26 protein-coding genes are annotated in these 25,130 nt (G+C 68.8%); 11 read left to right on the plus strand and 15 right to left on the minus strand.

The genetic code is table 11. The annotated features are described in order from the left end of the window. Positions 1 to 5 precede the first annotated feature (5 nt). Positions 6 to 752, plus strand: coding sequence for an alpha/beta hydrolase (locus ACWGO6_RS13585; RefSeq protein ID WP_452326957.1), 747 nt, complete (start codon positions 6 to 8; stop codon positions 750 to 752). A gap of 3 nt (positions 753 to 755) precedes the next feature. Here the strand turns inward: ACWGO6_RS13585 and ACWGO6_RS13590 are convergent, their stop codons facing one another. The 10 genes from ACWGO6_RS13590 to ACWGO6_RS13635 form a co-directional block, all read right to left on the minus strand. Next, positions 756 to 1,619 carry a carbohydrate kinase family protein gene (locus ACWGO6_RS13590; RefSeq protein WP_452326958.1) on the minus strand — a complete coding sequence of 288 codons (864 nt, stop codon included), beginning with the start codon at positions 1,617 to 1,619 and terminating at the stop codon, positions 756 to 758. 27 nt (positions 1,620 to 1,646) lie between these two features. Further along, a complete protein-coding gene (locus tag ACWGO6_RS13595; RefSeq protein ID WP_452326959.1) occupies positions 1,647 to 2,714 on the minus strand; it encodes a polysaccharide deacetylase family protein in 1,068 nt (355 codons plus the stop codon). Between the two features lie 56 nt (positions 2,715 to 2,770). Further along, a complete protein-coding gene (locus ACWGO6_RS13600; protein ID WP_452326960.1) occupies positions 2,771 to 3,886 on the minus strand; it encodes an adenosine deaminase in 1,116 nt (371 codons plus the stop codon). Between the two features lie 50 nt (positions 3,887 to 3,936). Continuing rightward, positions 3,937 to 5,229, minus strand: a complete 1,293-nt coding sequence (locus tag ACWGO6_RS13605; protein ID WP_452326961.1) for a thymidine phosphorylase — start codon at positions 5,227 to 5,229, stop codon at positions 3,937 to 3,939. After that, positions 5,226 to 5,645 (minus strand): cytidine deaminase, encoded by a 420-nt coding sequence (locus tag ACWGO6_RS13610; protein WP_136041530.1) that lies wholly within the window; start codon positions 5,643 to 5,645, stop codon positions 5,226 to 5,228. The genes ACWGO6_RS13605 and ACWGO6_RS13610 overlap by 4 nt, the downstream gene beginning before the upstream one ends. A gap of 27 nt (positions 5,646 to 5,672) precedes the next feature. Beyond that, positions 5,673 to 6,956: an ABC transporter permease gene (locus ACWGO6_RS13615; RefSeq protein ID WP_452327003.1), complete on the minus strand. Its 1,284-nt coding sequence runs from the start codon at positions 6,954 to 6,956 to the stop codon at positions 5,673 to 5,675. Next, positions 6,956 to 8,275, minus strand: coding sequence for an ABC transporter permease (locus ACWGO6_RS13620; RefSeq protein WP_136041528.1), 1,320 nt, complete (start codon positions 8,273 to 8,275; stop codon positions 6,956 to 6,958). The genes ACWGO6_RS13615 and ACWGO6_RS13620 overlap by 1 nt, the downstream gene beginning before the upstream one ends. Further along, a complete protein-coding gene (locus ACWGO6_RS13625; protein ID WP_452326962.1) occupies positions 8,272 to 9,786 on the minus strand; it encodes an ABC transporter ATP-binding protein in 1,515 nt (504 codons plus the stop codon). The genes ACWGO6_RS13620 and ACWGO6_RS13625 overlap by 4 nt, the downstream gene beginning before the upstream one ends. Positions 9,787 to 9,906: 120 nt before the next feature. Next, positions 9,907 to 11,019 (minus strand): BMP family lipoprotein, encoded by a 1,113-nt coding sequence (locus ACWGO6_RS13630; RefSeq protein ID WP_136041526.1) that lies wholly within the window; start codon positions 11,017 to 11,019, stop codon positions 9,907 to 9,909. 160 nt (positions 11,020 to 11,179) lie between these two features. Continuing rightward, complete coding sequence (locus tag ACWGO6_RS13635) at positions 11,180 to 12,295, minus strand: mannose-1-phosphate guanylyltransferase (protein WP_029262556.1); 1,116 nt, start codon at positions 12,293 to 12,295, stop codon at positions 11,180 to 11,182. A gap of 57 nt (positions 12,296 to 12,352) precedes the next feature. Here ACWGO6_RS13635 and ACWGO6_RS13640 point away from each other — a divergent pair, with 57 nt between their 5' ends. The 7 genes from ACWGO6_RS13640 to ACWGO6_RS13670 all read left to right on the plus strand — a co-directional run bounded on the left by ACWGO6_RS13640 (position 12,353) and on the right by ACWGO6_RS13670 (position 19,461). Further along, positions 12,353 to 13,612 carry an FG-GAP-like repeat-containing protein gene (locus tag ACWGO6_RS13640; RefSeq protein ID WP_452326963.1) on the plus strand — a complete coding sequence of 420 codons (1,260 nt, stop codon included), beginning with the start codon at positions 12,353 to 12,355 and terminating at the stop codon, positions 13,610 to 13,612. 150 nt (positions 13,613 to 13,762) lie between these two features. Beyond that, positions 13,763 to 14,197: a succinate dehydrogenase, cytochrome b556 subunit gene (gene sdhC / locus ACWGO6_RS13645; RefSeq protein WP_074731658.1), complete on the plus strand. Its 435-nt coding sequence runs from the start codon at positions 13,763 to 13,765 to the stop codon at positions 14,195 to 14,197. Continuing rightward, positions 14,197 to 14,643: a succinate dehydrogenase hydrophobic membrane anchor subunit gene (locus tag ACWGO6_RS13650; protein WP_136041524.1), complete on the plus strand. Its 447-nt coding sequence runs from the start codon at positions 14,197 to 14,199 to the stop codon at positions 14,641 to 14,643. The genes sdhC and ACWGO6_RS13650 overlap by 1 nt, the downstream gene beginning before the upstream one ends. 18 nt (positions 14,644 to 14,661) lie before the next feature. Continuing rightward, positions 14,662 to 16,488: a succinate dehydrogenase flavoprotein subunit gene (gene sdhA, locus ACWGO6_RS13655; RefSeq protein WP_136041523.1), complete on the plus strand. Its 1,827-nt coding sequence runs from the start codon at positions 14,662 to 14,664 to the stop codon at positions 16,486 to 16,488. 2 nt (positions 16,489 to 16,490) lie between these two features. Further along, positions 16,491 to 17,258: a succinate dehydrogenase iron-sulfur subunit gene (locus ACWGO6_RS13660; RefSeq protein ID WP_105710885.1), complete on the plus strand. Its 768-nt coding sequence runs from the start codon at positions 16,491 to 16,493 to the stop codon at positions 17,256 to 17,258. A gap of 144 nt (positions 17,259 to 17,402) precedes the next feature. After that, a complete protein-coding gene (locus ACWGO6_RS13665; protein WP_136041522.1) occupies positions 17,403 to 18,611 on the plus strand; it encodes a YihY/virulence factor BrkB family protein in 1,209 nt (402 codons plus the stop codon). A 10-nt stretch (positions 18,612 to 18,621) separates the two neighbouring features. Continuing rightward, positions 18,622 to 19,461 carry an exodeoxyribonuclease III gene (locus ACWGO6_RS13670; protein ID WP_452326964.1) on the plus strand — a complete coding sequence of 280 codons (840 nt, stop codon included), beginning with the start codon at positions 18,622 to 18,624 and terminating at the stop codon, positions 19,459 to 19,461. Here the strand turns inward: ACWGO6_RS13670 and ACWGO6_RS13675 are convergent. Then, positions 19,449 to 20,117 (minus strand): DUF4166 domain-containing protein, encoded by a 669-nt coding sequence (locus ACWGO6_RS13675; RefSeq protein ID WP_452326965.1) that lies wholly within the window; start codon positions 20,115 to 20,117, stop codon positions 19,449 to 19,451. The genes ACWGO6_RS13670 and ACWGO6_RS13675 overlap by 13 nt on opposite strands. A gap of 45 nt (positions 20,118 to 20,162) precedes the next feature. Here ACWGO6_RS13675 and trpS point away from each other — a divergent pair, with 45 nt between their 5' ends. Both trpS and ACWGO6_RS13685 read left to right on the plus strand, forming a co-directional pair. Beyond that, positions 20,163 to 21,167 carry a tryptophan--tRNA ligase gene (trpS, locus tag ACWGO6_RS13680; protein WP_081859884.1) on the plus strand — a complete coding sequence of 335 codons (1,005 nt, stop codon included), beginning with the start codon at positions 20,163 to 20,165 and terminating at the stop codon, positions 21,165 to 21,167. A 13-nt stretch (positions 21,168 to 21,180) separates the two neighbouring features. Continuing rightward, positions 21,181 to 21,858, plus strand: a complete 678-nt coding sequence (locus ACWGO6_RS13685; RefSeq protein WP_452326966.1) for a hypothetical protein — start codon at positions 21,181 to 21,183, stop codon at positions 21,856 to 21,858. A gap of 38 nt (positions 21,859 to 21,896) precedes the next feature. Here ACWGO6_RS13685 and pth read toward each other — a convergent pair whose 3' ends face one another. Continuing rightward, positions 21,897 to 22,478 (minus strand): aminoacyl-tRNA hydrolase, encoded by a 582-nt coding sequence (gene pth, locus ACWGO6_RS13690; protein WP_136041519.1) that lies wholly within the window; start codon positions 22,476 to 22,478, stop codon positions 21,897 to 21,899. Positions 22,479 to 22,578: 100 nt separating this feature from the next. Next, complete coding sequence (locus tag ACWGO6_RS13695; protein ID WP_136041518.1) at positions 22,579 to 23,190, minus strand: 50S ribosomal protein L25/general stress protein Ctc; 612 nt, start codon at positions 23,188 to 23,190, stop codon at positions 22,579 to 22,581. Positions 23,191 to 23,413: 223 nt separating this feature from the next. Here ACWGO6_RS13695 and ACWGO6_RS13700 point away from each other — a divergent pair, with 223 nt between their 5' ends. After that, the gene (locus ACWGO6_RS13700) at positions 23,414 to 23,539 is read left to right on the plus strand and encodes a hypothetical protein (RefSeq protein WP_275087537.1); all 126 of its coding nucleotides are present in this window, start codon (positions 23,414 to 23,416) and stop codon (positions 23,537 to 23,539) included. Between the two features lie 43 nt (positions 23,540 to 23,582). Here ACWGO6_RS13700 and ACWGO6_RS13705 read toward each other — a convergent pair whose 3' ends face one another. Both ACWGO6_RS13705 and ACWGO6_RS13710 read right to left on the minus strand, forming a co-directional pair. Beyond that, positions 23,583 to 24,080: a gluconokinase gene (locus ACWGO6_RS13705; RefSeq protein ID WP_452326967.1), complete on the minus strand. Its 498-nt coding sequence runs from the start codon at positions 24,078 to 24,080 to the stop codon at positions 23,583 to 23,585. Beyond that, positions 24,077 to 25,114 (minus strand): alcohol dehydrogenase catalytic domain-containing protein, encoded by a 1,038-nt coding sequence (locus tag ACWGO6_RS13710; RefSeq protein ID WP_452326968.1) that lies wholly within the window; start codon positions 25,112 to 25,114, stop codon positions 24,077 to 24,079. The genes ACWGO6_RS13705 and ACWGO6_RS13710 overlap by 4 nt, the downstream gene beginning before the upstream one ends. Between the last annotated feature and the right edge of the window lie 16 nt (positions 25,115 to 25,130).

Below are 25,130 nucleotides of genomic sequence, written 5' to 3' on the forward strand. Positions count from 1 at the left end.
GATCCGTGCAGAAGAAGCGTGGCCGCCGGGTCCTGAAACGAGTCCTGTGGAGTGTCGCGATCGTGCTGGTGCTGGCGGTGGTCGGCGTCGTCGCATACACGCAGATCGGTGTCATGGCCGCGGAGCCGGAGCCTCTCGCGACCGTGCGGGAGAACCCCGCGATCACGGTCACCGACGCGGATGAGGGCATCGTGCTCGCCCCCGCGGACGGCGAGTCGGATCTCGGGCTGGTCTTCATCCCCGGCGCCAAGGTCGACCCGTGGGCCTACGCGGCCACCCTCCAGGGGCTCGCCGAGGAAGGAACCACGGTCGTGATCACGCGCCCCTGGCTGAATCTGGCCTTCTTCGATCCGCGTGGACTCGACGCCTTCACCTCGGCTGCACCCGATATCGACGTCTGGGGTGTGGGCGGGCACTCGCTGGGCGGCGTCCGCGCCTGCCAGCTCGCAGCGGATGCCGACGCACTGGTGCTGTTCGGCTCGTACTGCGCGACCGATGTGTCGGGCAGCGGCCTTCCCGTGCTCAGCATCTCCGGCAGCGAAGACGGTCTCTCCACTCCGGAGAAGATCGCCGACGCGCGGGACCTGCTACCCGCCGACGCCGAGATGGTGGAGATCGACGGGGCATCGCACGCGTCCTTCGGCGACTACGGCCCGCAGGCCGGCGACGGCACTCCGACGATCTCGACCGAAGAGATGCACGACGAGGTCACGCGGCTCACCGAGGAGTTCCTCGCCCCGCTCGCACCCTGAGGGTCACTCCCCTGCGTCGATGACCGCATCCAACAGCGGATGCAGGTGCCGCGAACGGAGAACGGCCGCGGCTGTCCGCGCGCCCGCCTCGAGTGCCGCGCCGACTCCCGCCCCGTCCAGGCGCGCATCGAGCACACCCGCGAGGAAGGCGTCGCCCGCGCCGTTCGTGTCGATGACCTCGACGGGCACGGCCGCCACCCGATGTTCGACCCCCTCTGCATCCACGGCCACCGCACCCTCGGCTCCGAGCGTGCACACGGCGAGTGAGGCACCGGCGGCGATGCGCGCACGCAGGAACGCGACCGGGTCCGGGAGGCGATCCGCGTTGCAGAACACCGCGTCAGCCGCCGCCAGGAACGGGCGGTGGAACTCGGCGTCACCGTCGTAGTCGTGCACGTCGACCCAGATCGGGACTCCGGTCTCCCGCGCCATCGGCAGGAGCCGCAGCGGCTCGGCGGCGAGGTCGAGCACGATCGCACCCGCCTCCCGCATCCGTACGCGAACCCAGGCATCGTCCTCGCCCGCGGTCGCGGCCGGCGACGACAGGTACAGAGAGACCCGTTCGCCGGCGCGGGTCATGAGGTTCAGATGCCGCTCGGTCACCCCTTCGCCCCAGTGCACCTGGACTCCCGCGGCGTGCAGGGCTGCTCGCACCCGTTCGCCCTCCGCGTCGCGGCCGGCGAGAGCATGGAGCTGCGTCGCACGCCCCAGCCCGGTGAGACTCAGGGCCTTGCCGGCACTCGTTCCGCCGACCGTCGTCCAGGTCTCCTCAGCGAACTGCATGTGGGGCACGGGCTCGGGAAGTCGATCGAGCACCACGATCGTGTTCCACGTCGCGGGACCTGCGATGAAGACGGAGTCGGGCATGCGACCATCCTGCCGCCTCGACGACGGTCAGCCGATGCGCGACACCAGGGCGTCCAGCCCCATGCCGTAGTCGATGCGCACCACGGGGAGGGCGAGCTTGTCGGTGCCGATCGTCACGAACCCGGGTTCGATCGTCCGTGCCATCTCGTAGCCGGCCTGCATGACGCCCTGCTTGGCGGTGTCGTTGTAGTGCCCGAAGGGGTAGGCGATGACCTCGCGAACACCCAGGGTGTCGCCGGAGAGGTTCAGATCGGCGGCGATCTGATCCGCGGTCCAGTTGACCATCAGGCCGTCGCCGTTGTCTCCCGCCTTGTGCATGTCGTGCGTATGCGAGCGGCGGAGCACGAAGATCGATGGTGGCGGGTCCGACCGGTACGCGGTCACCATGAAGGAGGTCGCGAGCAGCTTGTGCGCCGCCACCACGGGTGCCCCGAGGTCGAACCAGGTCTGGTCGGCATCGTCGTCGGTGATGATCACGCTCCGCGCGGGCAGCGAGAGCCGGCCGTCGATGAAGGCGCTCAGCTCATCCCAGGTGGGCAGGTAGAAGCCGGTCGTCGCGATGTGGTTCATGTGCGCGTCGAAGTCGCCGATGTAGGCATAGTTCCCGCGCAGCCAGCCGGACTCCCCCTCGGGATTCGCCGTGAACTGGTGGTACATGAGGATCGGAACCTGCACGCCCTCGGCGGTGTTCTGCTCCGGCGTCTTCCACGCGGCGAAGAGCTCGACCTGCTGCTGGTCGCAGACCACGGGGTCCGCGCCGTTCACCCGGGCAGCGACCGTGTACGCCGCGGCATCCGCCGCTGTCGGGTACCAGCCGGCGAACACACGGCCGGCGAGGGCCGGGATCGGGAGCGCCTGGTACAGGCCGTCCTGCCGCTGCAGCTGCGGGTCTGCCGGAGCCCCCTCGCCGGTGAACGTCACCGCACAGGCCAGCGGATCGGCGGCATCCGCGAGGAGCTGCTCCGCGGGAGTCAGCGGCGGCGGCGTCACCACCGGTGTCGGCGTCCGTGACGGCTTCGCTTCAGCCTCGGCCTCGGCCGGCGCATGGTTCAGCCAGACGTACGCTGTGAAACCGCCACCCACGACGACGATCACCGCAGCGATAATGATTCCTACGACGCCCCCGCGCCGTCTCCCCCCGGAGGCCACGGTCAGATGTCGAATCCCTCGGCGATCAACTCGACGAGCTCCTCCCGCTCCTCGACGGGGAGGAACGCGGCCGCAGCCGCATTGAACTGGAACGTCTCGAGATCGTCGAGGTCGTACTCGAAGGTCTCGACGAGCAGGGCGAGCTCGCGGGTGAGCGAAGTGGCGCTCATGGTGCGGTTGTCGACGTTCACCGTCACCGAGAACCCGAGCTGATACAGCAGGTCGAACGGGTGGTCGGCCAGGGTGTCACCCCACGCGGCGATCGCGCCGGTCTGCAGGTTCGACGACGGTGAGAGCTCGAGCGGGATCTCGCGGTCGCGCACCCAGCGGGCAAGGTCGCCGAACTGCACCTGCACCTCGTCGCCCTCCTGCGTGACGACCTGGAGGTCTTCGGCGATGCGCACGCCGTGGCCGAGACGCAGCGCGCGACCGTCGATGAGCGCCGAGCGGATCGACGCGAGCCCTGCGGCCTCGCCCGCGTGCACGGTCACCGGGAAGAAGTTGTCGGCGAGGTAGTCGAAGGCGGCACGGTGGTTCGACGGCGGGAAGCCGTCCTCCGGGCCGGCGATGTCGAAGCCGACGGCACCGCGACCGCGGAAGTCGACCGCGAGCTCCGCGATCTCCCGTGCCCGGTCGGTGTGCCGCATGGCGGTGATGAGCTGGCCGACACGGATGCTGCGTCCGTCGCGATCCGCCGCGTCCTCGCCCTCCTCGATGCCCTGCTGCACGGCTTCGACGGTCTGCTCGAGCGTGAGGCCGCGCGCCTGATGCTGTTCCGGGGCCCAGCGCACCTCGCCGTAGACCACGCCGTCGGCTGCGAGGTCCTGGACGAACTCGCGCGCGACACGGGTGAGCCCCTCCTGGGTCTGCATGACGGCGGTCGTCAGGTCGAACGTCTTGAGGTACTCGACCAGCGAACCGGAATCGCTCTGCTTCGCGAACCACCTGCCGAGTGCGGCGGGGTCGGACTCCGGCACCTCGAGGCCGATGGAGTCCGCGAGCTCGAGGATCGTCGAGGGGCGCAGAGCGCCGTCGAGGTGGTCGTGCAGCGACACCTTCGGGAGGCTCCGCAGGGAGACGCCCTGCAGCGTGACGTCGCCGTTCGCATCGATCGACATGGTGATCCTCTCGGTCGCGGATGTGCTCAGTTCAGGCTAGCGGTCGCGACTCACGCCGTGATGCGCTCGCGCACGATCGGACCGGTGGCCGGAGCCTCGTCGCCGATCTCCCACGAGCCGTCGAGGGCTTCCAGAGCACGACCGAATCGGGCGTCGTCGGCCGCGGACAGCGTGAACAGCGGCTGCCCCGCGACGACGCGGTCACCGGGCTTGGCGTGCAGGTCGATCCCCGCCTCGAAGATCACCGGATCCTCGGCCCTGGCGCGCCCGGCTCCGAGCCGCCAGGCGGCGATGCCGAACGGCAGTGCATCCATGCGCGTGATCACGCCATCCGCCGGAGCCGTCACGACATGCGTCTCCCGCGCAGTCGGCAGCACCGCGTCGGGGTCGCCGTCCTGTGCGCGGATCATCGCCTTCCAGCTGTCCATCGCGCGGCCGTCGTCGAGCGCGGCCTCCACGTCGGCATCCGGCTGTCCGGCGAGGGCGAGCATCTCCCGCGCCAGGGCGAGGGTCAGTTCCCGGACGTCGGAGGGGCCGCCGCCGGCGAGGATCTCGACGGATTCGCGGACCTCGTTGGCATTGCCGATCGCGAGTCCGAGCGGCACGTTCATGTCGGTGAGCAGCGCGGTGGTCGCCACTCCGGAATCGGTGCCGAGCGCGACCATCGTCCGCGCGAGCTCGCGGGCGCGGTCGATGTCCTGCATGAAGGCGCCGGATCCGAACTTCACGTCGAGCACGAGCGCGTCGGTGCCCTCGGCGATCTTCTTCGACATGATGCTCGACGCGATCAGCGGAATCGCCTCGACCGTGCCGGTGACGTCGCGGAGGGCGTACAGCTTCTTGTCGGCAGGAGCGAGGCCCGAACCCGCGGCGCAGATGACCGCGCCGACGTCGCCCTGCATCTGCGCGAACATCTCCTCGTTGCTGAGCGCTGCACGCCAGCCGGGGATCGACTCGAGCTTGTCGAGCGTGCCGCCGGTGTGACCGAGTCCGCGGCCGCTGAGCTGCGGAACGGCGACGCCGAAAGAGGCGACCAGCGGGGCGAGCGGCAGGGTGATCTTGTCGCCGACGCCGCCGGTGGAGTGCTTGTCGACGGTCTTCTTGCCGAGGGAGGCGAAGCTCATCCGCTCCCCCGACGCGATCATCGCATCGGTCAGCACACGGATCTCATCGCGCTCCATCCCGCGCTGGAAGATCGCCATCGCGAACGACGCCATCTGCGCGTCGGAGACGTAACCGCGGGTGTACGCGTCGATCATCCAACGCAATGCCGTCTCGGGGACCGCACCGCCGTCGCGCTTGGCGCGGATGACGTCCACCGCGTCGAAGGGCTCAACCGTCATCGTGCTTCTCCTTCTGGTCCCTGAGCCTGTCGAAGGGCGCGCGGCCCGAACGCATCGGGCAGCACCTCGTCGATCGTGCGGATGCCGGAGACCGTCTCCAGGAGCATGCCCGGCATCGCGTGCTCGAACAGCAGCTGCCGGCAGCGACCGCACGGCATGATCGTCTGTCCGTCGTTGTTCACGCACACGAACGCGACGAGCTGGCCGCCGCCGGACATGTGCAGGTCGCCGACGAGGGCGCACTCCGCGCAGAGCGTCACGCCGTAGGAGGCGTTCTCGACGTTGCAGCCGGCGACGATGCGCCCGTCGCCGACGAGAGCGGCCGCCCCCACGCGATAGCGCGAGTACGGCGCATACGCCTTCGTCATGGCATCCGTGGCGACCTGGCGCAGCTCGTCCCAGTCGATGTCCGTCATTGCGATGCTTCCCTCTTCCTGATCGGGCTAGGACTTGATGTAGGGCTTGCCGTCGGCAGCCGGCGCCTTGATCTGCCCGGCGAATCCGGCGACCGCGAGCAGCGTGACCAGGTACGGCAGCATGAGCATGAACTCGCCGGGGATCGGCGTCTTCAGGATCGACAGCAGGTTCTGCAGGTTGGTCGCGAAGCCGAACAGCAGCGCGGCCAGCGTGGCGCGGATCGGGTCCCAGCGGCCGAAGATCACGGCGGCGAGGGCGATGAAGCCGAGCCCAGCCGTCATGTCCTTGCCGAATTGCGGCACCGAGACGAGCGTGAAGTACGCACCACCCAGACCGGCGATCGCACCCGCGAGCAGCACGTTCCAGAACCGGGTCGGGTTCACCTTGATGCCGACGGTGTCGGCGGCCTGCGGGTGCTCGCCGACGGCACGAAGCCGCAGACCCCAGCGGGTGCGGTACAGCCCCCACGCCACCACGGCGACGGTGATGAACATCAGGTACCCGATGAACGTCTGGTTGAACAGCACCGGTCCGATGATCGGGATGTCGCTGAGCACCGGGATCTCGACGCGCGGGAACCGGACCGGAGTGTTCAGGGTCGTCTCGTTCGGTGCGAGCAGCGCCCCGTAGAGGAAGCCGGTGAGGCCCGTGACCAGCACGTTGAGCACGACACCGACGATCACCTGCTCGACGAGGTACTTGATCGCGAACGCGGCCAGCACGCTGGCCACCAGCACGCCGCCCACCATCGCGCCGATCAGACCCACGAACGGGTTACCGGTGATGCTCGAGAGCAGCGCGGCGGAGAAGGCGCCGAGCAGGAGCTGACCCTCGATCGCGACGTTCACGACACCGGCACGCTCGCCGATGACGCCGCCCAGAGCACCGAACACGAGCGGCACCGACAGCGACACCGCTCCGAACAGCAGGCTCGTGACGGGCACGAGTCCCCCGGCGGACGCCCAGACGAGGAAGGCGAAGACGGCGAGCACGCCGTAGGCGACCACGAGCCACAGCGAGGGCTTGCGGTAGGTCCATGCCCGGAGGAAGGCTCCGACCGTGAGGACCACCAGGACGCCGAACACCACCCAGAAGGTCGAGGCGGTCGGCAGGGCCACGTCGGGCAGCGAGAGCGCCGAGGACTGGTCGGAGAGTCGGAAGGTGCTGGTGCCCGTCCGCGGCACCGCGAGGAACAGCAGCGCCAGCAGCGCGGTCGCCGCGGCGAGGACGATCGGCGCCTTGAGGTGCCGCTCCTTGACCGTCGCGAGCTGCACCGTGCCGTCGGCGGCCTGGGTCTGAACGAGGGACATCATGCCATCACCGCCTTCTTCGCGGCCTTGGCTCTGGCCTTGGCCGCCTTCTCCGCATCGGTCTTCGGAAGGAAGAACACCGTGCGCAGCAGCGGCGGCGCCGCGATGAACAGCACCACGAGGGACTGCACCACGAGCACGATGTCGACCGGGATGTCCTGCGCCTGCATCGAGAACGAGCCCGCCTTGAGCGCCCCGAACAGGATGCCGGCCGCGAACGTACCCCAGGCACGGCTGCGTCCGAGGAGCGCGACCGTGATCGCGTCGAAGCCGATGCCGGCGTCGATCGTCTCGGTGACGCCGGTGGTGACGGCGCCCTGGATCTGGTTCATGCCGGCGAGACCCGCCAGTCCCCCGGCGAAGAGCATGGCGTAGACGTAGATGCGCTGCACGCTGATACCGGCGGCGCGCGCGGCATGCGGGTTCTCACCCACGGCGCGCATCCGCATGCCGAGCGACGACCGCTCGATGAGCCACCAGACGAACAGGGTCGCCACGATCACGATCACGAAGCCGAGATCGAGGAGGGGGAACTGCGGGCCGAGCAGGGTCGGGAACTGCGCGCTCTGCGGCGTCGCCGAGCCGAGGGCCTGGTTGGTGCCCGGCTTCTGCAGCAGGCCCGGCGTGCGGATCATCCACAGCAGCAGGTAGTACGCGATGTAATTGAGCATGATCGTGAGGATCACCTCGTGCGCACCGGTGCGCGCCTTGATGAGTCCCGCGATGGCGCCCCAGAGCGCACCGCCGGCGATGCCGGCGATCAGGGTCACCGGGATGTGCAGCCAGATCGGCAGGTCGAGGGAGAACGTCAGCAGCGCCGCGACCGCGACACCGATGAGCATCTGACCACGGGCACCGATGTTGAACAGGCCGACGCGGAATGCGAGCGCGACACCGAGGCCGGCCGCGATCAGCGGTGCCGCGAAGCCGAGGGTGTTCGTCAGCGGGCGGATCTGAGCTGCGAAGTCAGCCCCGCGGGCGTTGAAGATCGCCCCGCGGAAGAGCGCCTCGTAGCCGTTGTACACCGCGTTCCAGGCGGCGACGAAGGTGTCGCCCGGCTGCGCGAAGAAGTACACGGAAGCCGTCTGCACGTCTTCGTTCGTGAAGGCGATGAGGATGCCGCCCACGATGAGAGCCAGGACGATCGCGAGGATCGTGGTGACGGCGTTGCCGCGGAGGATCTCCTTGAGGATGACGTTCCCGCGCGGAGGCGGTGGCACGTCGGAGGGGTCGCGCGGGACGGTGCCGGTGCTCGTCGCGAGCTCCTGCGGCGGGATCCCCTTGGTCACATCTCCTGCGCCGGGCGTCGCTCCGCTCACGCGGCCACCTCCCCTTCGGCCGCTCCGGCCATCATGAGTCCGAGTGTCTCCCGAGGCGTGTCGCCGGGGACGATGCCGACGATGGTGCCGCGGTACATGACCGCGATCCGGTCGGCGAGAGCTGCGACCTCGTCGAGCTCCGTGGAGACGACGATCACGGGGATTCCCGCATCGCGCGTCTCGATGATGCGCTTGTGGATGAACTCGATCGAGCCGACATCCACGCCGCGGGTCGGCTGCGCGGCGACGAGGAGCCGCAGGTCACGGCTCATCTCCCGGGCGATGACGACCTTCTGCTGGTTGCCGCCCGACAGCGTGCCCGCCGGAGTCTCCGGCCCCTGGGTGCGGATGTCGTACTCGGTGATGCGGGCGCGGGCGAACTCGTCGAGTGCCGAACGGCGAAGCGTACCGGCACGGCTGAAAGCCGGGTCGTCCGAGCGGTCGAGGATGAGGTTCTCCGCGACGGAGAAGCCGGCGACCAGGCCGTCCTCCGTGCGGTCTTCCGGGACGAAGCCGACACCGGCGTCGAGGATGGCGCGCACGCTCTTGCCCACGAGCTCCTTGCCGTCGAGCACGATACTGCCCTCGACGCGGGCAGCGAGGCCGACGATGGCCTCCACCAGCTCGGTCTGGCCGTTGCCCTGCACACCGGCGATCGCGAGGACCTCGCCCGGTCGGACGGCGAGGTCGACACCATCGACGACGATCGCGCCCGTGGGCGTGAGGACGCGCAGCCCCTTGACCTCGAAGCCGCCCTCGCCGAGACGGGGCGGGTCCTTGTGCACGGTCAGCTCGACCGCACGGCCGACCATGAGGGAGGCGAGCTCGGCGTTGGTCGCGGTGGGAGATGCCTCGCCGACGACCTTGCCGAGGCGGACGATGGTGATCTTGTCGGCCACCTCGCGCACCTCGCGCAGCTTGTGCGTGATGAACACGATCGCCGTGCCCTCGTCGCGCAGCTGACGCATGATGTTCATCAGCTCGTCGGTCTCCTGCGGGGTGAGCACCGCCGTGGGCTCGTCGAACACGAGCACCTTCGCGTCGCGCGACAGAGCCTTGATGATCTCGACCCGCTGCTGCACGCCGACGGGCAGGTCGCCCACGAGCGCATCCGGGTCGATGTCGAAGCCGAACCGTGCCGCCACGGACCGCACGTGCTCTCGCGCCTTCGCGATGTCGAGCGTTCCGAGCGCCTTGGTCTGCTCGTGACCGAGCATCACGTTCTCGGCCACGGTGAAGACCGGGACCAGCATGAAGTGCTGGTGGACCATGCCGATCCCCGCAGCCATCGCGTCACCGGGACCGCGGAAGCGCTGCACCTCGTCATCGAGGAGGATCTCTCCCTCATCGGCCTGGTACAGGCCGTAGAGGACGTTCATGAGCGTGGACTTGCCCGCGCCGTTCTCACCGAGGAGCGCGTGGATCTCCCCCGGCTCGACCACCAGATCGATGTGGTCGTTGGCCACGAGGCTACCGAATCGCTTGGTGATGCCGCGAAGTTCGAGCTTCATATCTGCACCTTATCCAGAAGAGTTATCCAGAAGAGTCATCCAGGAGAATCATCGTCCGTCCACGGCACGGGGCGAGTGGCCGCCTGCTCACCACTCGCCCCGTGCTGGACCGGTTACGACTTACGGGGAGTTCTCGGACTCCACCGTGATGTCACCGGCGATGATCTGCTTCTGCAGTTCGGCCAGCTCGTCGACCAGGCCCTCGGGCAGGTCGCCCTCGAAGTCGCCGAAGCCGGAGAGCTTGACGCCCTCGTTCTCGAGCGTGCCGACGTACGGCGCTGCGTCGAACTCGCCGCCGGCGGCCGCGACGGTGGCGTCGTGCACGGCGACGTCGATCGCCTTCATGATCGAGACCAGCGTCATGCCGGCCACGTTCGGGTCAGCCACAGCGAGGTCGCTGTCGACGCCGAGCATCAGCGTGTCCTTGCCGCTGTCGGTGATCGCGGCAGCCGCGCTCTGGTAGACGGGGCCGCCGACCGGGAGGATGACGTCGACGCCCTGGTCGAGCACGCCCTGCGCGGTCTGCTTGGCGGTGTCGTTCGCGTCGAAGCCGCCCGTGAACGAGCCCTTCTGCGTCGCGGCGTCCCAGCCGAAGACCTCGACCGCGGCCGACTTGTCCTCGTTGTACTTGTCGACGCCGAGCTGGTAGCCGTCCATGAACACGGCGACCGACGGGATCTGCATTCCGCCGAAGGTGCCGACCTTGTTCACGCCGCTCTGCGCGGACCAGGCTGCTGCGGCGTAGCCGCCGAGGTAGGCCGCCTGCGCGGTGTCGAAGACGAGGGGCTTGATGTTCGGAGCATCCGTGGTGCCGTCGAAGTCGTTGTCGGCGTAGTCGTCGATGATCGCGTAGTCGATCTCGGGGTTCGCGAGCGCGGATTCGACCGTGGCGGCGGAGAGCTTGAAGCCCACCGCGACGATGAGCGAGCAGCCCTCGGAGACCGCGGTCTCGAGGTTCGGGGCGTAGTCGTTGTCGTTCGCCGACTCGAACTCGAGGGGCTTGATGCCGAGCTCGTCAGCCGCGCTGTCCATGCCCTCCTTGGCCGACTGGTTGAACGACTTGTCGTTCCAGCCGCCCGCGTCGGAGATGAGGCAGGGAAGGAAGTCGGAGTCGACCGGCTTCTCGGAGCCCTCGGGCTTGTCGGTCGGCGCCTGGCCGCAACCGGCGAGCGCGAAGATGACGCCCGCGGCGACGGTCGCGCCGAGCAGCTTCTTGGTGGTGGAGATGGTCAACTGATGCCTCCCTCAACGAAACCGCGGCCATCGCGGATCGATCAAAGTTACCTACTGTTTCGTCTTTTGCGCACGTGCGCAGCGGATGCGCTGGCCAAAGGTTACAAAGCTGAAATCAAGCCACCCGATGAGCGTGACGCCCTGCTCATCGGCGCACTCCTCAGAGCACGTCCCCGCGACCGGTGAGCTTCAGGGACTCGACCACACCCTTCACGCGCTGCGCGTGCTCCACGGTGGTGACCAGGAGCGCGTCGGGGGTGTCGACCACGACGATGTCCTGGACGCCCACCAGACTGATCACTCGCGACGTCTGGCTGACGAGGATCCCGCTCGCGCCGTCAGTGAGCACGCGCGCGTTCGGCCCGAGCACCGCGAGGTCGTTCTTGCGTCCGTTGTTGATGAGCTTGGTCAGCGAGGCGAAGTCCCCCACATCGTCCCAATCGAAATGACCGGGGACGACGGCGAGCCGTCCGCGGCGGGCGGCGGGCTCCGCCACGGCGTAGTCGATGGCGATCTTCTTCAGGCGCGGCCAGATGCGGTCGACCGCAGGACCGCGCAGCTCGCGGTCGTCCCAGGCCTCCGCGAGTTCGAGCAGCCCGGCGTGCAGCTCGGGCTCGTTCGCGGCGAGTTCGTCCAGCAGGACGCTCGCCTTCGCGATGAACATGCCCGCGTTCCACAGATAGTCGCGATCGGCGAGGTACTCCTTCGCCGTCTCCAGGTCGGGCTTCTCGACGAAGCTCTCGACGAGCGCGGCCTCGCGCGCGCCGTCGACGACCAGCTCCGGACCCTTCTTGATGTAACCGAAGCCGATCGCGGGCTCGGTGGGCGAGATGCCGATGGTGCAGATGTACCCCTCGCGGGCGACCTCGACGGCGTCGCGCACCGCGAACTCGAACACTCGGGTGCTGCGGATCACGTGGTCGGCACTGAACGACCCGATGATCACATCGGGCTCGCGCCGGTGCAGGATCGCGGCGGCGAGGCCGATCGCGGCGGCGGACTCCCGCGGCTCCGACTCCAGGAAGACGTTGAGGTCGGCGATGCCGGGCAGCTCGGCCTCGACCGCGGCGCGGTGCGCACGGCCGGTGACCACGGCGATCCGGTCGGATCCGCTGAGCGGCTCGAGCCGATCCCAGGTGTCGCGGAGCAGAGAATGGCCCGACCCCGTGAGGTCATGCAGGAACTTGGGCGCGTCCGCACGGGAGAGCGGCCAGAGCCGACTGCCGATGCCGCCGGCGGGAATCACTGCGTAGAAATCCTTGATGGGTGCGCTCACCCTGCCAGGGTAGCCGTCCGCTCCGTGGCGACCACGGGTGCCACTATGGTCGGTGCCATGCGCCACTCCCCCCTCGGACGCCCCAGCACGCGTGCCACCGCCGCAGCGCTCGCGCTTGCTCTGACCATGATGCTCGCACTTCTGGTTCCCAGCGCCGCTTCGGCAGCCGGCGGGCCCGCCGGCGAGGTCTTCGCGCAGACGAATGCGCAGCGCCTGAAGGCCGGCCTGCCCGCCCTCGTGTCAGATCCCGCGCTCGACGCCGCCGCCGCGGAGTGGGCCCGGCATCTGGCTTCGTCCTGCACCTTCGCGCACAGCTCGTCCACGTGGCGGAACACACGAGTCGCCGCTTCCGGATGGGTGGCGACCGGCGAGAACATCGCCGCGGGTCAGCCTGACGCGACAGCCGTCATGTCGAGCTGGATGAATTCCCCCGGCCACAAGGCGAACATCCTCGATCGGCGGTACACAGGGCTCGGCGTCGGCTATGCGACCGGTTCCTGCTATCGCACGTACTGGGTGCAGATCTTCGGCATCGGCACGCCACGGAAAGCGTTCAACGCAGGCGCCGGCGACCTCACCGGCGACCGTGCAGCCGATCTTCTCGCACGCTCGTCGTCGGGGGATCTCCTCATCTATGCGGGGACGGGCACCGGCAGTTTCCGACCCGCGGGCACCGCGGTGTCGAGCTGGGGTGACCGCCCGTTCGTCACCCTCGGCGACTTCTCCGGCGACGGCACCCCCGACATCGCTCGTGTCGAAGCCGACGGCAGACTGATGATGCTCTCCGGTGACGGCCGCGGGGGATTCCGAGCGCCGGTGCGGATCGGCACCGGGTGGTCGACGTTCACGCAGCTCATCGGAGGCATCGACTTCAACGGCGATGGCCGCGCCGACGTGGTCGCGCGAACGCCCGCAGGGGAGCTTCGTCTCTATCCCGGCAACGGGCGCTCCGGTTGGCTCGCCGGCGCCGGCTCCAGGATCGGCACGGGTTGGCAGGCAATGAAAGACATCACATATGCCGGCGACTTCAACGGCGACGCCCACGGAGACCTGATCGCCCGCCGTACCGATGGCACGCTCTGGCTCTATCCCACCACCGGCAGAGGCGGATGGGGCAAGGCGATGCAGATCGGGCACGGCTGGAGTTCGCTCACGATCGTCATCGGAGCAGGCGACGTGGACGGCAACGGCACGCAGGACGTGCTGGCCCGTGACGCGAAGGGCAATCTCGTCTTGTACGGCGGCACCGGTCGCGGCGGATTCCTCGCGAGCCGGGTGATCGGCGGCGGGTGGAACACGATGCGACAGATCGGCTGAGCAGCACGGCTCGACTTAGGCTCCCCTTCGTCGCTCCCCGTCTTCGGACAGGAATAGGATGGACACCGATCGGGCGTGCCTGACTTCGACAGGCTCACACTTGCACGAGCAGCGCACGCGACCGACGCACATCGATCAGGGAGGACGACCGTGTCCACGAGCGCTCGCTTGACACCGTCGATTTCGGAAACCACGTCCAAGACCCCCCGCGGCACCCTTTATCGGGGCCGCGAAGGCATGTGGTCGTGGGTGCTTCACCGCATCACCGGAGTCGCCATCTTCTTCTTCCTGTTGGTGCACGTGCTCGACACGGCACTCATCAGGGTCTCGCCGGAGGCGTACAACGCCGTGATCGGCACGTACAAGAACCCCGTCATGGCGCTCGGCGAGGTCGTGCTCGTGGCCGGCATCGTGTTCCACGCGATGAACGGCCTGCGCATCATCGCCGTCGACTTCTGGTCGAAGGGCGCCAAGTATCAGCGGCAGCTCTTCTGGGGCGTGCTGCTGGTGTGGGGCATCATCATGGCCGGCTTCGTGCCCCGCCACCTGATGCTCGCGTTCGCCGGGTTCGGAGGGGGACACTGATGACCGCGCAGACCATCGCAGCTCCGGCTCGCCGCCGACGCGGAGTCAACCTCGAGAAGTGGGGCTGGGTCTTCATGCGCGCGTCGGGCGTCGTGCTCGTCGTGCTGATCTTCGGCCACCTCTTCGTCAACCTCATGGTCGGCGAGGGCATCCACGCCCTCGACTTCGCATTCATCGCCGGCAAGTTCGCCACGCCGTTCTGGCAGTGGTGGGACGTGCTGATGCTGTGGCTCGCCCTGATCCACGGCGCCAACGGCATGCGCACGATCGTGAACGACTACGTCACGAACACCACCGCCCGGAAGGCCCTCACCTGGGCCCTGGGGCTCGCCGCCGGCCTGCTCATCATCCTCGGCACGCTCGTCGTCTTCACGTTCGACCCGTGCCTCGGTGTGACCGAGGACAGCGTCCTGTGGACCGAATGCGCCGCCCTGGTCGGGAACTGAGAAGAAGGCTAAGAAGAAGTGACTACCGAGACGCAGGATTCCGTCGTCCGTGACGGCGTGCACTACCACCAGTTCGACATCGTGATCGTCGGTGCCGGTGGCGCCGGCATGCGGGCGGCCATCGAGGCCGGCCCCGGGGCGAAGACCGCCGTGATCTCCAAGCTGTACCCCACGCGCTCGCACACCGGTGCGGCGCAGGGCGGCATGGCGGCAGCCCTCGCGAACGTCGAAGAGGACTCCTGGGAGTGGCACACCTTCGACACCGTCAAGGGCGGCGACTACCTCGTCGACCAGGACGCGGCGGAGATCCTCGCGAAGGAGGCCATCGAGGCGGTCATCGACCTCGAGAACATGGGTCTGCCCTTCAACCGCACGCCCGAGGGCAAGATCGACCAGCGCCGCTTCGGCGGGCACACCGCGGAGCACGGCAAGACCCCGGTCCGCCGCGCCTGCTACGCCGCCGACCGCACCGGCCACATGATCCTGCAGACGCTGTTCCAGAACTGCGTCAAGCTCGGCATCAACTTCTTCAACGAGTTCTACGTGCTCGACCTGCTGACGGTGAAGGACGCCGACGGCAAGACCCAGATCGCGGGCGTCGTCGCGTACGACCTCTCCACCGGCGAGCTGCACGTGTTCCAGGCCAAGGCCGTGATCTTCGCGACCGGCGGCTTCGGAAAGATCTTCAAGACGACCTCGAACGCGCACACCCTCACGGGCGACGGCGTCGGCATCGTCTGGCGCAAGGGCCTCCCCCTCGAGGACCTGGAGTTCTTCCAGTTCCATCCGACCGGACTCGCCGGTCTCGGCATCCTCCTCACCGAAGGCGCACGAGGCGAGGGCGCGATCCTGCGCAACGCCTCCGGCGAGCGGTTCATGGAGCGCTACGCCCCGACCATCAAGGACCTCGCCCCGCGTGACATCGTCGCCCGCTGCATGGTGCAGGAGGTCGCGGAAGGCCGCGGCGCCGGTCCACACAAGGACTACGTGCTGCTGGACTGCACGCACCTGGGCGCCGAGGTCCTCGAGACCAAGCTCCCCGACATCACGGAATTCGCCCGCACGTACCTCGGTGTCGACCCGGTCGTCGAGCCGGTCCCGGTGATGCCGACCGCGCACTACGCCATGGGCGGCATCCCGACGAACAACAACGGCGAGGTCCTGGCCGACAACGACACGGTCGTCCCCGGACTGTACGCCGCCGGCGAGTGCGCCTGCGTCTCGGTGCACGGCGCGAACCGTCTCGGCACCAACTCGCTGCTCGACATCAATGTCTTCGGAAAGCGCAGTGGCCGCAACGCCGTCGAGTACGTCAAGACGGCCGAGTTCGTCCCGCTGCCCGAGAACCCCGCCGGTTTCGTCTCCGGGATGCTCGAGGACCTGCGCAACAACCAGGGCACCGAGCGCATCGCCGTGCTGCGCAAGACGCTGCAGGACGAGATGGACAAGGGCGCTCAGGTGTTCCGCACCCACGACTCGCTGCAGCACGTGCTGGGCGTGATCGCCGAGCTGCGTGAGCGCTACAAGAACGTGCACGTCGACGACAAGGGCAAGCGGTTCAACACCGACCTGCTCGAGGCCGTCGAGCTGGGCTTCCTGCTCGACATCGCCGAGGTCGTCGTCTACGCCGCGCAGAACCGCGAGGAGAGCCGCGGCGGCCACATGCGCGACGACTTCCCGACGCGCGACGACGAGAAGTACATGAAGCACACCATGGCCTACCTCACGGGCGACCCGCACTCGTCGACCCCGAGCGACCACATCAAGCTCGACTGGAAGCCCGTCGTCTTCACGAAGAACGATCAGGGCGAGTTGAACTACCCGCCGATGGAGAGGAAGTACTGAGCATGTCGAACGCCATCGCCGAAGCACCCGCGGACACGACCGCAGAGACCGGCATCCAGTCCTTCATCGTCACGTTCAACATCCGCCGGTTCGACCCGGAGGTCGACGCGGAGCCGCACTGGGTCGACTACGACGTGGAGCTCTACTCCACCGACCGCGTCCTCGACGCGCTGCACAAGATCAAGTGGGAAGTCGACGGCTCGCTGACCTTCCGCCGCTCGTGCGCGCACGGCATCTGCGGCTCCGACGCCATGCGCATCAACGGCCGGAACCGCCTGGCCTGCAAGACGCTGATCAAGGACCTCGACATCTCGAAGCCGATCTACGTCGAGGCCATCAAGGGCCTGCCGCTCGAGAAGGACCTCGTCGTCGACATGGAGCCGTTCTTCGCCTCGTACCGCGAGGTGCAGCCGTTCCTCGTGGCCAGCTCCGTCCCGGAGAAGGGCAAGGAGCGCGTCCAGACGATCGCCGACCGCGAGATCTTCGACGACACCACCAAGTGCATCCTGTGCGCCGCGTGCACCTCGTCGTGCCCCGTGTTCTGGACCGACGGCCAGTACTTCGGCCCGGCCGCGATCGTCAACGCGCACCGCTTCATCTTCGACTCGCGTGACGACAACGCGGCCGTGCGTCTGGACATCCTCAACGACAAGGAAGGCGTGTGGCGCTGCCGCACGACCTTCAACTGCTCCGAGGCCTGCCCGCGTGGCATCGAGGTCACCAAGGCCATCGCCGAGGTCAAGCAGGCGGTTCTCCGCGGCCGTCCCTGACGCCCCGCATCAGGCCATCATCCGAGAACAGGCGGTTCCCTTCGGGGCCGCCTGTTCTCGCGTCTCCCCCTGTTCTCTCGCGCCCGGCTGCTCCCGCGAACCCGACTGCTCTCGCATCGCCCGGCGCTTGGATAGGGTGGGGACGTGTCTGAACCCGATGGCTCCGCGGCCGAGCCCGGTCGCCTCGATGCGGCCGTCGAGCGTGCGACCGCGCTGACGCAGCGCACCCTCGGCCTGTTCCCCGTGCGTGTCTGGCGACACTTCCTGCAGCACAACGGATTCCTGCTCGCTGCCGGCGTGAGCTATCAGGCGCTCTTCGCGATCTTCGCGGCGATCTACCTCGCGTTCGCCATCGCGGGCCTCTGGCTCGGCGGCAGCGAGGAGGCCGTCAACGGCCTGATCGACATGATCAACCGGTACATCCCCAATCTGATCCTCCCCGAGGGCGGCGTCTTCACGCCGGAGCAGGTGCAGGACGTCGCGGCGAGCACGGCCAACGTCCTCGGCGTCACCGGCCTGATCGCCCTCGGAACCGTCATCTGGACAGCCATCGGCTGGGTGACGTTCTCCCGGCGCGCGACCAGGGACATCTTCGGTCTTCCGCCGGACCGGCGCAGCTACGTGATCCTGAAGGCCCGTGACCTGCTCGCGGCGCTGATCTTCGGCGTCTCGCTGGTCGTCGGTTCTCTCCTCAGCTCCGCCAGCGCCGCCGTGCTGAGTTGGCTGCTCAGTCTGCTCGGGTGGGATTCCGGCTCGGACGGGCTGAACCTCGGCATCCGCATCGCGACCGTCATCGTCTCCTTCGTCCTGATGTCGACCGCGCTGGCGGCGATGGTCCGCTTCCTCACGGGAACGTCGCTGGAGTGGCGGACCATCTGGCCCGGCGCCCTTCTCGGCGGGGGCGCGATGACCGTGCTCCAGTACGGAGCCGGCTTCCTCCTCAGCTACACCCCGTCGAATCCGCTGCTCGCGACGTTCGCCATCTTCATCGGCCTCCTGCTCTGGTTCCGCGTGAACGGGGTCGTGATGCTGGTGGCCTCCTCCTGGATCGCGGTCGCCGCGCAGGACCGGGACCAGCCGCTGCTCGAGCAGACCGAGGCGGAGCGCCGATTGATCGAGTACGAGACCCTGCTCACCGCGGCCCGCATCCGCGTGCGAGAGGCTCGTGAGGCCCGCGACGCCGCACCCTGGTTCGGCGCGTGGACTGCCGGACGAGCCCTGCGCGCTGCGGAGAACGAGCTCGCGGCTCTCGAGGCCTCTCCCCCGCCCCCTGTGGAATCGCCCACCCCCTTCGCGCAGCGCCTCATCGCCGACCTGCACCGACCGTCCCGGGATGTCGGCGACGCTCGTTAGGCTTGTTTCCATGCCCCATCTGCGTATCGCCACGGTCAATGTCAACGGGATCCGAGCGGCGGCTCGCAACGGGATGAGCACCTGGCTCGACGAGGCCGGGGTCGACATCCTCACGCTGCAGGAAGTCCGCGGACAGGACGAGCACCTGGAAGCCGCGCTGCCCGGCTGGTCGTTCGTCCATGACGAGGCCACCGCCAAGGGGCGTGCCGGAGTCGCCATCGCGAGCCGCACGCCGGCACTCGCCTCGCGCACCGAGTTCGGGCCGGAGGACTTCGACTCCAAGGGCCGCTGGATCGAGGCCGACTACCTGCTCGGGGATCGTCCGCTGACCGTCGTGAGCGCATATGTGCACTCCGGCGAGGCCGACACCCCGAAGCAGGACGAGAAGTGGAAGTTCCTCGACGCGTTCGGCACGCGGCTCGGCGAGCTCGGTGCCGACGGCGCACTCGCACTCGTGACCGGCGACCTCAACGTCGGGCACCGCGAGCTGGACATCAAGAACTGGCGCGGCAACCGCAAGAAGGCCGGGTTCCTGCCCCGCGAACGTGCCTACTTCGACCGCTTCCTCGGCGAGTCGGGTGCGGAGGTCACTGCCGTCGACGGCACGATCGGCACCGGCCTCGGGTGGGTCGACGTGGGCCGCCGGTTCCACGGCGAGATCGACGGCCCGTACACGTGGTGGTCGATGCGCGGTCAGGCCTTCGACAACGATTCGGGGTGGCGCATCGACTATCACCTCGCGACTCCGGCACTCGCCGAGCGCGTCACGACCTATCACGTGGCCCGCGCGGCGGCCTACGATCAGCGATGGAGCGACCACGCCCCGGTCGTCGTCGACTACTCGTACTGACGGGGCCCGGCGGCGTCTTCGGGAACCGCGGGGGAAGCCGCGTAGCGGTACCAGCCGCGGTACTCGAGGACCGTTCCGAGCACAGGACTCGTGGCCCGCATCGCTATGGTGCGACGCTTCTCGGCCTCGTCCCAGCCGTCGACGAGGTCGACATCGAGGCGCAGGATGCCGCGGAGCGTGATCCGGCGCCCGCCGATCCGCAGGGCGACCGCGCGGGAGCGCATCCGCAGCGCACCCTCCGCCGTGACGGAACACTCTTCGAGCATCTCCACCCGCCCGCGGGCCCCCAGGACGTTGTGCACGATCCCGGGGCGGGCGGTCGCCGTGAGCCGATCCGAGATGCGCTGAGTCGTGCCCGGAAACCGGAACTCCCGCGTGGCGGTCAGGGTCGCCCGCCCGGATCTCGACCGGCCGGTGACGGTGTCGATCCGGAACGGGACATCGCGGGCGAACCGCGTGACCAGCAGACCGGGGCCGACCACGGGCGACGCGAGCCCGGTGAGACTGCCGAACCGGCTGCCGGCCACGGCGAACACGCCCTCGGCACTGTCGCTCTCGGCCTCGACACGCATCTGCGCGTGGATCTCCGGGTGCAGCCGCTCCGCGTCGTCGCCGAGCGCGGCGAGGAAGACGGCACCCCTGGATTCCCGCGTCATGCGCCCATCGTAGGGGCCGCGCACGCACCCCATAGGATTGAGGGTGTGACGAAACCTCGCCTTTACTCCGGAATGCAGCCCTCCGCCGACTCCCTCCAGATCGGCAACTACATCGGCGCGCTGCTCCAGTGGCGAGACCTGCAGAGCTCCTACGATGCGTACTTCTCGGTCGTCGACCTGCACGCGCTCACGGTCGCTCAGGACCCGGCCGAGCTCCGAGAGAAGACGCGGCGCACCGCAGCGCAGTACATCGCCGCAGGTATCGAGCCGTCGCTGTCGACCCTGTACGTGCAGTCCCACGTGCGCGCGCACGCCGAGCTCGCCTGGATCCTCAGCACGATCACCGGTTTCGGCGAGGCCGGCCGGATGACCCAGTTCAAGGACAAGTCGACGCGATACGGAGCCGATGCCACCAGCGTCGGCCTGTTCACGTATCCGGTCCTCATGGCCGCCGACATCCTGCTCTACCAGACCGATGTGGTGCCGGTGGGCGACGACCAGAAGCAGCACGTCGAACTCACCCGTGATCTCGCCGAGCGCTTCAACTCCCGCTTCGGCGAGACCTTCACGGTGCCGATGCCGGTCATCCAGAAGGAGACCGCGCGCATCTACGATCTGCAGAACCCGACCGCCAAGATGTCGAAGTCGGCGGAGAGCGACGCGGGGGTCCTGTGGATGCTCGACGACCCCGCGAAGTCGGCGAAGAAGATCATGCGGGCGGTGACCGACAACGAGGGCTCCGTGCGCTTCGACCGGGAGAACAAGCCCGGCGTCTCGAACCTGCTCACGATCTACGCGGCGCTCAGCGGTCGCCAGGTCGCAGCGATCGAGGACGAGTACGCGGGTCGCGGCTACGGCGACTTCAAGAAGGGCCTCGCCGAGGTCGTCGTCAACGAGTTCGAGCCGGTGCGCGCGCGTGCGCTCGAACTGCTCGACGATCCCGCCGAACTCGACCGCATCCTGGCGGAGAACGCCGGGCGCGCGGACGCCGTCGCCGACGCCACCCTGTCGAACGTGTACGACCGCGTGGGGCTCCTCCGGCGCGTCTGAGCCGCGCCCTAGGATGGGGGACGTGACTGATCCGCAGCTGCCTCCCCCTTCCGGTGCCGCGCCCTCCGCGCCGCCGGCACCGCCCGCGACGACGGTTCCGCCGGTGCCGGAAGCTCCTTTCGGCGCAGTGCCGCCTCCGGCAGCCCCCGGCTATCCCGCCGCAGCGCCGACGTATCCTGTCGCACCGCCCTACTCGACAGCGCCGAACGCGCCGGCTGCCGCGTATCCGGCAGCCCCTCCGGGCGCCTACCAGGTCCCCGTCGGCGGCTACGCCGCCCCGGCGGGCGCCTACACGGCCCCCCACACCACGGTCCGCCCCTCGGGGCTGCTCGGCACGATCTCGCTGGTCCTCGCGCTCCTCGCCGCGGTCGTCGCCCCCATCGTCGTCGGCATCGCCGCCTTCGAGATCGGACGCGTCCTCCCGCAGGGTGTCACGACGACCGAAGATCTCAGCGTGCTCTCCCCCGCGCGCGATCAGGTTCTCTGGGCCGAGCTGTCCTTCTGGCTCGGCACCATCCTCGGGATCGCCGCGATCGTGCTCGGCATCGTCGCCATCGCCAAGCGCCGGGGCCGCGGCACCGGTATCGCGGCAATCGTCGTCGCCGTGCTCGGCGCGGTCATCTTCTTCACCGTGCTGGTCGCCGCTCTTGCGGCAGGCGGCGCCGCCGGCTTCGCGACCTACTCGTCCTGACGGCGCTCGCGGGGCCTCAGAAGCGGGTCAGCGCTGCGTCAGCGCGGTGCGTGGTGCTTCTGCTGCGCCGCGAGGAGTCCTTCTCCGACGAGGAGTTCGACCGCGTCGGCCGCATCGTCGATGAGGATCGGCAGGTTCGGCCGCTCCTCCTTGCCGAAGGGTGACAGCACCCAGTCGGCGGGGTCCTGGCGGCCGACCGGACGCCCGATCCCCACACGCACCCGCGGGAAGTCGGCCGATCCGAGAGCCCGGGCGATATCACGCACGCCGTTGTGGCCCCCGTGCCCTCCACCGATCTTGAGCTTGACCGTGTCGAAGGGGATGTCGAGTTCGTCGTGCACGACCACGACCTGCTCGGCGGGCACCGAGTAGAAGCGCGCCAATGCCGCCACCGGGGTGCCCGAGACGTTCATGAAGGTGTTCGGCTTGGCCAGCACGAGCTTGTCCGCGCCGGGACGCAGCCACGTCTCGACGACGCGCGCTCCGCCCTTGTGCTCGCGGAACGCCTCACTGCGGCGCGAGGCCAGCTCGTCGACCACCATCTGCCCGATGTTGTGCCGGGTGGCCTCATATCGCGGGCCGGGGTTGCCGAGCCCCACCACGAGCCAGGTGGATGCCATGTCGTCGTCCTCTCACTCCTCGGGCCGCGAAGCCTCGGTCAGGATACGACAGAGGGGACGCGATCGGATCGCGTCCCCTCTGTGATGAATCAGTCGGAGATCACTCCGCGGCGGCCTCTTCGGCTGCCTCGGTGGCCTCGCCCTCGGCCTCGGCCTCGTCGTCCTCGGTCGGTGCGGCCGGGACGGAGATCGCGACGACGAGAACCTCGGGGTCGGAGAGCAGCGTGGAGCCCTTGGGGAGCTTCACGTCGGCACCGGTGATGTGCGCGCCCTCTTCCAGGCCCTCGACCGAGACCTCGATGTTCTGCGGGATGTGCGTGGCCTCGGCCTCGATCGACAGCGTGGTCGCGTCGAGGTTCACGATGGTGCCGGCAGCCGACTCGCCCGTGACGACGATCGGCACGTCGATGGCGACCTTCTCGCCCTTCTTCACGACGAGCAGGTCGATGTGCTCGATGATCTGGTGCACCGGGTCGCGCTGGACGTCCTTGACGAGGGCGAGCTGGCCCTTGCCCTCGATGTCGAGCTCGAGCAGCGCGTTGGCGCGACGGATGATGAGCGAGACCTGGTGGCCCGGCAGCGCGACGTGCACCGGCTCGGTGCCGTGGCCGTAGATGACGGCGGGGATCTTGCCGGCGGCGCGGAGGCGGCGGGCGAAGCCCTTGCCGAAGCTCTCGCGGAGCTCGGCCTGGACCTTGGTGTCTTCAGACATGGGGTTCTCCTTCGGGGCACGCAGCGAAGGCGCCGCGCGGTGGTCTTGGAATTGTCGAACTCGCTGACGCAGGAGGAAAGCCACCGGGCTTGCTTCGCCGCGTCGATAACGGATGAACGCGCACGCGCAGAAGCATCCCTCGCCGAGGTACAGCCTCAATGGTACCGGATGACCCGATAGGCTGAGGACACCGGTCCTTTTCTGCAGAACACGGAGAACCCCCATGCTCGACGGCGCCTTCCTCTCGCACGCAATCCTCTGGCTGATCGGCGCCATGACCGTGTGCGCCGCCGTCACGTCGTTCTTCGCGCTGTTCGCGATGGGGCGCTCGGGCTACCGCAAGGACTGACGGCGTTTCAGAAGGACTGACGGCGGCTCAGACCCCTGCGGTTTCAGACCGCCGTCGCCTGCACCGCATCGCGGATGAGGCGCAGCTCCTCGTCCAGAGCCAGTGACGCCGAGACACGGATCCCGTTCTCATCGTCCTGCAGCGGCTCCAGGGTCTCCAGCTGCGAATCCAGCAGCGATGCGGGCATGAAGTGCTCTGCCCGCTGCGTCAGGCGCGCCTCGAGCGTGGCGCGGTCCACCACGAGCTCCACGAAGAACGCGTCCGGCGCCTCCTCGCGGATCGCGTCGCGGTACTGCCGGCGCAACGCGGAGCAGGCGATGACGATCCGGTCCGCGCCGTGGAGCGCCGCTCCGACCGTGCGAAGCCACGGCATCCGGTCCCCATCGTCGAGCGGGATGCCGGCGGCCATCTTCTCGACGTTCGTCAGCGGATGCAGGTCGTCGCCGTCGATGAAGCGCGCCCCGATGCTCTCGGCGAGCGCTGCGCCCACCGTGGACTTGCCGCAGCCGCTGGGACCCATCACGACGATGCGCACGCTCATATCTCCAGGCCGAAGTCGATGAGCACCTTGCAGGAGCTCGCGGGATCGGCTGCCAGCGCGAAGGCATCGTGAGAACGCTCGACGGGCAGCACCTCGCTGATGATACCGCGGACGTCCAGGCTGCCGTCGGCGAGCGCGGCGATGACGTCGTCGAGCTCGTCGCCGAAACGGAACGAGCCGCGAAGCGTCAATTCGCGGGTGATGGCCGTGGCCAGAGGGGCCGGCACCTCTCCCCCGCGTTGCAGGCCGAGCAGCACGACGGTTCCGCCGCGGATCGCCGCCGAGACCGCGGCCGCGAGTCCGGGGACGGTGCCGCTGGATTCGAGCACGATGTCTGCGTGGAGCTCGGCGATCTCCGCCTCGGCCCTGGCATCGATCGCCCGGATGCCACGCGCCTCGGCGATCTCGCGCGGACGCTGCTGCAGGTCGGTGACGGTCACGGACGCCGCCCCGCCGCGCTGGGCGACCGAGGCGACCAGCTGACCGATCGGCCCTGCGCCGATGACGACGACTCGGCGCCCGTACACCTCGCCGGCTCGCTGCAGGGCATGCCAGGCGACGGCCGCGGGCTCGGCCAGCGCTGCGGTTCTGAGATCGAGACCCGCGGGCAGGGGATGCAGCATGCGCGTGGGCAGCGCGACCCGTCGTGCGAATGCACCCTGCGTGTGCGGCAGGTGCATCGCCGAGCCGAGGTACGTCGAGGCCGGCGCGAGATTCGGCTGATCGGACGGCCAGGGCGTGCGCCCGTCGCCGTGCGCGGTCAGGGGGTGCACGGCCACCGAGGTTCCGACGGCGGGACCCGAGCCGTCCGCCGCGGCGACGGCCACGACACCCGAGACCTCGTGCCCCAGGACCATCGGCTCGCGCAGCACCGAGGCTCCGGCCGCGCCGTGCCGGACGTAGTGCAGGTCGGAGCCGCAGATTCCCCCGTAGGCGATGTCGATGACCGCCTCGTCGGTGTGGGGCGCGGGAGCGCCGATGTCTTCGATGCGCAGATCTTCGGCGGCGTGGGCCACCACGGCGAGATTGTCCACCAGGTCTCCTCCTCGG

It is taken from the genome of Microbacterium sp. NPDC055665 (assembly GCF_053618035.1).

What these genes read in the sequence shown, in the direction of transcription:
- ACWGO6_RS13590 (WP_452326958.1), bottom strand. Translation starts at nt 1,619, where the DNA reads ATGCCCGACTCCGTCTTCATCGCAGGTCCCGCGACGTGGAACACGATC.
- ACWGO6_RS13600 (WP_452326960.1), bottom strand. Translation starts at nt 3,886, where the DNA reads ATGTCGATCGATGCGAACGGCGACGTCACGCTGCAGGGCGTCTCCCTG.
- ACWGO6_RS13605 (WP_452326961.1), bottom strand. Translation starts at nt 5,229, where the DNA reads ATGACGGTTGAGCCCTTCGACGCGGTGGACGTCATCCGCGCCAAGCGC.
- ACWGO6_RS13610 (WP_136041530.1), bottom strand. Translation starts at nt 5,645, where the DNA reads ATGACGGACATCGACTGGGACGAGCTGCGCCAGGTCGCCACGGATGCC.
- ACWGO6_RS13615 (WP_452327003.1), bottom strand. Translation starts at nt 6,956, where the DNA reads ATGTCCCTCGTTCAGACCCAGGCCGCCGACGGCACGGTGCAGCTCGCG.
- ACWGO6_RS13625 (WP_452326962.1), bottom strand. Translation starts at nt 9,786, where the DNA reads ATGAAGCTCGAACTTCGCGGCATCACCAAGCGATTCGGTAGCCTCGTG.
- ACWGO6_RS13640 (WP_452326963.1), top strand. Translation starts at nt 12,353, where the DNA reads ATGCGCCACTCCCCCCTCGGACGCCCCAGCACGCGTGCCACCGCCGCA.
- ACWGO6_RS13650 (WP_136041524.1), top strand. Translation starts at nt 14,197, where the DNA reads ATGACCGCGCAGACCATCGCAGCTCCGGCTCGCCGCCGACGCGGAGTC.
- ACWGO6_RS13660 (WP_105710885.1), top strand. Translation starts at nt 16,491, where the DNA reads ATGTCGAACGCCATCGCCGAAGCACCCGCGGACACGACCGCAGAGACC.
- ACWGO6_RS13670 (WP_452326964.1), top strand. Translation starts at nt 18,622, where the DNA reads ATGCCCCATCTGCGTATCGCCACGGTCAATGTCAACGGGATCCGAGCG.
- ACWGO6_RS13675 (WP_452326965.1), bottom strand. Translation starts at nt 20,117, where the DNA reads ATGACGCGGGAATCCAGGGGTGCCGTCTTCCTCGCCGCGCTCGGCGAC.
- ACWGO6_RS13685 (WP_452326966.1), top strand. Translation starts at nt 21,181, where the DNA reads ATGGGGGACGTGACTGATCCGCAGCTGCCTCCCCCTTCCGGTGCCGCG.
- pth (WP_136041519.1), bottom strand. Translation starts at nt 22,478, where the DNA reads ATGGCATCCACCTGGCTCGTGGTGGGGCTCGGCAACCCCGGCCCGCGA.
- ACWGO6_RS13695 (WP_136041518.1), bottom strand. Translation starts at nt 23,190, where the DNA reads ATGTCTGAAGACACCAAGGTCCAGGCCGAGCTCCGCGAGAGCTTCGGC.
- ACWGO6_RS13700 (WP_275087537.1), top strand. Translation starts at nt 23,414, where the DNA reads ATGCTCGACGGCGCCTTCCTCTCGCACGCAATCCTCTGGCTGATCGGC.
- ACWGO6_RS13705 (WP_452326967.1), bottom strand. Translation starts at nt 24,080, where the DNA reads ATGAGCGTGCGCATCGTCGTGATGGGTCCCAGCGGCTGCGGCAAGTCC.